The following is a 6,803-nucleotide window of genomic DNA, read 5'->3' on the forward strand; positions in this document are numbered from 1 at the left end:
CGGGGCGGCGCCCGGGGAGGTGCCCGCCACATGGGTCATCAACTGGCGTGTAACCGCCGGTGAAAGGACCGGGTCGCCCGCCGCGACACGCCGTACCGCCGAGACGATCCGGTCGGGCGGGGTGTCCTTGAGGACAAACCCGGCGGCGCCCGCGCGCAGCGCCCGCAGCACCTGCTCGTCGGCGTGGAAGGTGGTCAGGACGAGCACCTCGGGGGCGCCGGGGCGGGCCCGCAGCGCCTCGGTCGCGGTCAGCCCGTCCATGGCGGGCATGCGGATGTCCATCAGGACGACGTCGGGGGCGCATCGCTCGACGAGGGGCGCGACCTGGGTGCCGTCGGCGGCCTCCCCCACGATCTCGATGTCCTCGGCGCCGCCGAGCATGAAGGTCAGTCCCGCGCGGACGAGGGGGTCGTCGTCGACGATGAGCAGCCGGATGGTCATGCGGCCCACGGTAGCCAGGCGCGGAGGGCGAAACCGCCGTCTCCCGTGGGTCCGTGGTCGAACCGGCCCCCGGCGAGCGCGGCCCGTTCGGTGAGCCCGATCAGCCCCTGGCCCGAGCCGGGGACGCGCGGGACCTCCCCGGCGGGCGCCGCGTTGCGCACCTCCACGGTGAGCCCGTCGCCGGGGCCGCCGCTCACCACGACGGTGGCCTCGGTGCCGGGCGCGTGCTTGCGGGCGTTGGTCAGGCCCTCCTGGGCGATGCGGTAGGCGGTACGGCCGGTGGCGGCGGGTACGGCGGCCACGTCGGCGACCCCGCTGTCGAGGGTGACCTTCATGCCGGCCGCGCGGGACTCGGCGACCAGCTCGTCGAGGGTGACGAGGGTGGGCTGCGGGCGATTGCCGTCGTCGCCGGGGGCCCGCAGCACCCCGATGATCATCCGGAGGTCCTGCAACGCCTCGTGCGCGCTGTCCCTGATCACCCCGGCCGCTCTGGCGACCTCGGGCGCGGGCGCGTCGGGCCGGAACTCCAGGGCGCCCGCGTGGACGCTGAGCAGGGAGAGCCGGTGGGCGAGCACGTCGTGCATCTCCCGGGCGATGGACTCGCGGGCGAGCCGCTGCGCCTGCTCGGCGCGCAGGTCGGCCTCGGCCTCCGCGCGTACGGCGCGTTCGCGCAGCGCGACGACGAGCTGGCGCCTGGCCCGTACGAGCAGCCCCCAGCCGACCGCCAGCAGGACCAGGAGCACCGTGGCGATCAGGGAGGTGAGGAAGGACGTCGTCGGGTCGGGCCGCAGGACGGTCTGCACGGTCCCGGTCACGATCGACAGCAGGCCGATGGCGGCGACCGGCCGGAACGGCCGGTGCACGGCCACGCTGAACAGGCTCACCATCGCGGCCCCGCTCGCCACCGGCTCGACCGCCATGCCCAGCGCGAGCACCACCGCGAGGCCGACGGGCCAGCGCCGCCGCGTCCACAGGGCACAGCAGGCGAGCGCGCCGAGCATCACGTCGAGGAAGACGACACCGTCGGCGTTGCCCGCCACCTGGCCGGTGTCGGTGGCGATCATCCCGAAACCGGCGGCGAGCAGGAACACCAGGGTGTCGGTGACCCAGTCCCGTACGGTCCGGCGGGGGCGGGGCCTGCCCCGGTCCCCGGGCAGCTCGGGTCCCCTCGGGTCGACCATCTCCGAGGGGAGCAGCCAGGGGTGTTCCGTACGCGTCATACGGACCAATTTAGGCAGGCCGGGGGGTGGTGGGGACCCCGTGGGGCGCCCCGGCCACCAAAGTCGCGGAGGCGGCTACTTCCGCTCCGGCGGCAGGTCGAAGGAGCCGAAGGTCGCGGGTCCGGCCGGCTTGAGCGTGTGGATGACCACGCCGGTGGAGGTCGTCCTGGCGGCGGTCGTACGGAACGCGGCGGGGGTCCCTCCTTCGGGGAAGAGGCGGGCGCCCCGGCCCAGGCGGACGGGGAAGACCAGCAGGTGGTAGGTGTCGATCAGGCCCTCGGCCATCAGCGAGCGGACGAGGGCGCCGCTGCCGTGGATCTGGAGCTCGCGCCCCGGCCGGGCCTTGAGGCGGCGGATCTCCTCCGCCACGTCCGAGGAGATGACGCTGGTGTTCTCCCACTCCGCCTTCTCCAGGGTGGTGGAGACGACGTATTTGGGGAGGGTGTTGAGCGGCCCGGCGACCGGGTCGGCGGGGTCGGTGACGAGTGGCCAGTACGACGAGAAGATGTCGTACGTCCTGCGGCCGAGGAGGAAGGCGTCGACGCGGCCGAAGTTCTCGGCGACGAAGGCGCCCATGTCGTCGTCGGAGAACGGGACGACCCAGCCCCCGTACGGGAAGCCCCCGCTGGTGTCCTCGCCCGGCCCGCCGGGGGCCTGCATGACGCCGTCCAGCGAGACGAAGGTGGTGGCGGTCAGTTCCATGGTGCTGCTCCCTTGCGCTTCTGTTCCGCGCTCCTGTTCGGTCTATCAACAGGGGGGACCCGCGGCGACCCGGGAACTCATCGGTCGGGCGGGCGGTCCCGGCGCCGGGGGGAGGGGTCAGGGGAGGGGTCAGCCGCCCAGTTCCCGGTGGCGGGCCGCGAGGCGGGCGGCGGACTCCTCCGTGAGGGAGCCGAAGAGGCGCAGCCGGGAGATCCCGCCGTCCGGGAAGATGTCGATCCGTACGTGGGTCGCGACGACGGCCGGGTCCAGGACGAAGCGGTGGTTCGTGTCGGGCTGGAGGCGGGTCCTCGGCACGACCTCGGTCCAGGCGTCCGGTTCCGCGGCCTCCGCGTCCCGTACGGACAGGGTCGCCCAGCCGGCCGCGTTGCCCTTCAGGTAGGCGGTGTCGATCTCGGCGGCCCGGATCCCGGCCCGGCCGGGCAGCCGGTAGCGGATCCAGTCGTTGCCCAGGTCCCGGCGGCGGCGGGTCTCCCAGCCGTCGTCCATCTGCCGGGAGCGGCCGGGCTGGATCGTGTGCTCGGGCGGGGAGTAGAAGCGGTCGGAGGCGTCCTCGACCACACCGCCGTTCTCCAGGGCGACGAGGTCGACCGTACCGAGCACGGCGAGCCACGCCGGGTCGGGCGCGACCTCTCCGTACACCCGCAGCCGGGCGATCCCGCCGTCGGGGTGCTGGTTGAGCCGCAGGTGGGTGAAGCGCTGTTCGGCGCCGACGACGAAGCCGTTGGCGGCGTGCCCGCCGACGGGGGTACGGGGCACGAGCGTCGTCCACTTCACCGTGTCGGCGAGGAGGTCCGCCGGGGACGGGGAGCCCGGGAGCAAGGTCGCCTCGACGGAGACGGCCTGGGGGTGGTTGCCCCGGAAGTGGGCGGTGTCGACCACGATCCCCCGGACGACGCCGGGCGCGCCGAGCCTGATCAGCGCCCAGTCGTGGTCGTCCGCGGTGGGGTGCGGACGTGCGGCGTCGGCGCCGCGTCGGCGCCGGGTCTCCCAGCCGTCCATGATCTTGCCCTTGTGCCCGAAGCGCTCGGGGTCGAAGACGGCGGGCCCGGTGACGAGGAGGTTCTCCCGCTCGGCGAAGAACTCGTCGTTGGCGGCGACGACCCCGGCACCGAGCCGCCGGTCGGCGAGATCCACGAGGTGGGTGAAGGGGAAGGCCGCGGTGCGGTAGTCGGCGTACGGATCGCCGCCGCCGTACGGGCGGGCGTCGCCGGTGAACGAGGGCGGGGATGCCTGCGTCAGGGGGGCGGGTGCGTGCGTCAAGGTCGGTCGTTCCTTTCGGTCAGCCGGCCGACGGACCGTTCCTCTCGATCAGTCGGCCGGCGGGCTCGGCGAGGGTGCCTTCGTGCGCGATACGTTCGCCCCGCAGCCAGGTCGACCGCACGACGCCGTGGAGGGTCTTCCCCGCGTACGCCGTGACGTGGTTACGGTGCTGGAGGGCGGCCGGGTCGACGGTGAAGGACGCGTCGGGCGCGACGACCGCGAAGTCGGCGTCGCGGCCCGCCTCGACGGCGCCCTTGCGGGTCAGCCCGGCGAGTGCGGCGGGGGCGGTGGACATCCAGCGCGCGACGTCCGCCAGGGTGTGGCCGCGGCGGCGCGCCTGGGTCCAGACGGCGGGGAGCCCCAGCTGGAGCGAGGAAATGCCGCCCCAGGCGGTGGCGAAGTCGGGGGTCTTCAGGTCGGTGGTGCAGGGCGAGTGGTCGGAGACGACGCAATCGATCGTGCCGTCGGCGAGCCCCTGCCAGAGCGCGTCCTGGTTCGCGGCCTCGCGGATGGGCGGGCAGCACTTGAACTCGGTTGCCCCGTCCGGGACTTCCTCGGCCGTGAGGGTGAGGAAGTGCGGGCACGTCTCCACGGTGATCCGCACGCCTTCGCGCTTCGCCGCGGCGATCAGCGGCAGGGCGTCCGACGACGACAGGTGCAGGACGTGCACCCGCGCGCCGAGCCGCCGCGCCTCCGCGATCAGCCGGGTGATCGCGGCGTTCTCGGCGGCGCGGGGACGGGAGGCGAGGAAGCCCGCGTAGTCTCTGCCGCCCCGCTGGGGGGCGGCGGCCAGGGTGTGCGGGTCCTCGGCGTGCACGATGAGCAGGCCGCCGAAGCCGGTGATCTCGGCGAGGGAGCGGCCGAGTTGTTCGTGGTCGAGTTCGGGGAACTCCTCCACGCCGGAGGGCGACAGGAAACACTTGAAGCCGAAGACGCCGGCGTCGTACAGCGGGCGCAGGTCCTTGAGGTTGCCGGGGATCGCGCCGCCCCAGAAGCCGGTGTCGACGTGGGCCTTGGGGCCGGCCACCTCGCGCTTCACCCGCAGGTTCGCGGCCGTGGTGGTGGGGGGCAGGGAGTTGAGCGGCATGTCGATGAGGGTGGTGATCCCGCCGGCCGCGGCGGCGCGGGTGGCGGTCCAGAAACCCTCCCAGGCGGTCCGGCCCGGGTCGTTCACGTGCACGTGGGTGTCGACGAGGCCAGGCAGGACCACGTCGTCCCCGGTGTCCTCCAGGTGCGCGCCGGGCGGCACCTCGGAGTCGTACGGGAGGACGGCCGCGATCCTGCCGTCCGCGCCGGTCACGGCGATGGAGGCGGGGCGGATCCCGTCCGGGGTGACGACGCGTGTCGAGCGCAGTACCAGGCTCACTTCGGCCACCGGTGCCCCTCGCTTCCCTGCTGCGGAGCTTCCCCGCCACGGAATTCAACGAACTGTTGAAGGAGTCTTCCCCTCTCGCGGGGGCCCGTCAAGACCGGCCCGCCGCGACCGAGGCGGCACGGGCGCCCGCGCGCTACACTTGAGCATTTCCACACAGCGGAATCCACTTTCCGCCTGACAGAAGGTATCGTTGCTGTCATACAGCACGAAAAGATCACCCCGGGCCCGGCCCGGTAGGCTGCGTGCCTGCCCACCCGCCCGCCCCGAAAGGACCGTGCCGTGCCGTCGTCCAGCGCCAGCACCACCGACGCCGCCAAGACCACCGCCAGCGGCGGCGTCCAGTCCTTGGAGCGCGCCTTCGACCTGCTCGAACGGATGGCGGACGCGGGCGGCGAGGTCGGGCTGAGCGAGCTGTCCGCGAGCAGCGGGCTGCCGCTGCCCACCATCCACCGTCTCATGCGCACGCTGGTGGCCTGCGGCTACGTACGCCAGCAGTCGAACCGGCGGTACGCGCTCGGCCCCCGGCTGATCCGCCTCGGCGAGTCGTCGGCGCGGCTGCTCGGCACGTGGGCGCGGCCCTATCTGGCCCGGCTGGTCGAGGAGACCGGCGAGACCGCGAACATGGCGCTGCTGGACGGCGACGAGATCGTGTACGTCGCGCAGGTCCCGTCCAAGCACTCGATGCGCATGTTCACGGAGGTGGGCCGGCGGGTCCTGCCGCACTCCACCGGGGTGGGCAAGGCGCTGCTCGCGCACACCCCGCCGGAGGAGGTGCGCGCCCTGCTCGCCCGGACGGGCATGCCCGCCGCCACCGAAAAGACGATCACGACGGCCGAGGGTTTCCTGGCCGCCCTGGAGACGGTACGGGGCGCCGGGTACGCCATCGACGACAACGAGCAGGAGATGGGGGTCCGCTGTGTCGCGGTCTCCGTGCCCGACTCCCCCACGGCGGCGGCCATTTCGATCTCCGGTCCGGCGGGCCGGGTGACGGAGGCGGTCACGGAGCGGATCGTGCCGGTGCTCCAGGAGGTGGCGCGGGACCTGTCGGCGGCGCTGGCGAGCACGACCGCGCAGCAGGCCTGACGGCCCCGGGCGGGGTTCGTGCCGGTTTTTCCGCCTCAGTGGGGGCGGGGCGCGTTCCCGAAGACGTCCACGGCCGCCCGTACCGCCAGCAGCGGTGACGTGAGCGCGCTGACCGAGCCGATCGAGCCGACGATCAGCAGCAGCGAGCGGCGCATGCGCGGCACCTCGGGCGCACCGCTCGCCGCCATCGCGGCGAGGGCGGACAGCTCGTCCTCGGCGATCGCCCGGTCCCGGAACTCCGCCGGATACGCGGCCAGTTCACGCCGCAGCCGCGACACGGCGGCCCGCAGCTCCATGACGCCGGGCTCCTCGCGCCGCTCGCCGCGCCCGTAGCTCTCCGTCACCCGCGGTTGCCCCACGCTGCCCAGCACAGCTGTCCCCCCTCAGGCCGTCTGTTCCGGCCCAGCCCTGGCACGGAAGCCCGCGCCCATGTGTCCGACCTCTCGCGGCGATGGTCAAGCGCCAAGGTTCGCAGGCAAGTTAACGTCATCCCGCGCGGTATGCGCCACTCCACGGACCGAATACGGCGGGAATGCGAAAGGATTTCCTGCGGATCCGAAATGCGGCCGCACCCGGTGATGAGGTATCCAGGGCAGATGGCCGCCGCACCGTACGAACAGAACCGCTCCCGACCCCACGGCTCCCGCCCCGCCGTCGCCGGTCTGCTGCTCGCCGCCGGCGGGGGACGGCGGCTCGGCGGG

The 6,803-nt window shown here is 73.6% G+C and carries 7 protein-coding genes; 1 reads left to right on the forward strand and 6 read right to left on the reverse strand.

Features of this window, described 5'->3' with window-relative positions; translation table 11 throughout:
* The 5 genes from GT042_RS30450 to allB form a co-directional block, all read right to left on the reverse strand.
* Window positions 1-441, reverse strand: a 441-nt coding sequence (locus tag GT042_RS30450; protein WP_161311917.1) for a response regulator transcription factor, incomplete at its 3' end; no start/stop codon positions are given.
* Entirely contained in the window at window positions 438-1,661 is a 1,224-nt protein-coding gene (locus GT042_RS30455; protein WP_161311918.1) for a histidine kinase, read from the reverse strand. The genes GT042_RS30455 and GT042_RS30450, both read right to left, overlap by 4 nt.
* 75 nt (window positions 1,662-1,736) lie before the next feature.
* A complete protein-coding gene (locus GT042_RS30460) occupies window positions 1,737-2,363 on the reverse strand; it encodes a dihydrofolate reductase family protein (protein WP_161311919.1) in 627 nt (208 codons plus the stop codon).
* Window positions 2,364-2,492: 129 nt separating this feature from the next.
* Window positions 2,493-3,623, reverse strand: coding sequence for an allantoicase (alc, locus tag GT042_RS30465; RefSeq protein WP_161311922.1), 1,131 nt, complete (start codon window positions 3,621-3,623; stop codon window positions 2,493-2,495).
* 40 nt (window positions 3,624-3,663) lie between these two features.
* Window positions 3,664-5,019, reverse strand: a complete 1,356-nt coding sequence (gene allB, locus GT042_RS30470; RefSeq protein WP_161311920.1) for an allantoinase AllB — start codon at window positions 5,017-5,019, stop codon at window positions 3,664-3,666.
* A 279-nt stretch (window positions 5,020-5,298) separates the two neighbouring features.
* Between allB and GT042_RS30475 the strand changes: the two genes are divergently transcribed.
* On the forward strand, window positions 5,299-6,102 hold the full coding sequence (locus GT042_RS30475) for an IclR family transcriptional regulator (RefSeq protein WP_161311921.1): 804 nt from the start codon (window positions 5,299-5,301) through the stop codon (window positions 6,100-6,102).
* Between the two features lie 35 nt (window positions 6,103-6,137).
* Here GT042_RS30475 and GT042_RS30480 read toward each other — a convergent pair whose 3' ends face one another.
* Complete coding sequence (locus GT042_RS30480; RefSeq protein ID WP_345943980.1) at window positions 6,138-6,473, reverse strand: DUF5955 family protein; 336 nt, start codon at window positions 6,471-6,473, stop codon at window positions 6,138-6,140.
* Window positions 6,474-6,803 lie beyond the last annotated feature (330 nt).

The organism is Streptomyces sp. SID3212, from assembly GCF_009865405.1.
Classification (GTDB): Bacteria; Actinomycetota; Actinomycetes; order Streptomycetales; family Streptomycetaceae; genus Streptomyces.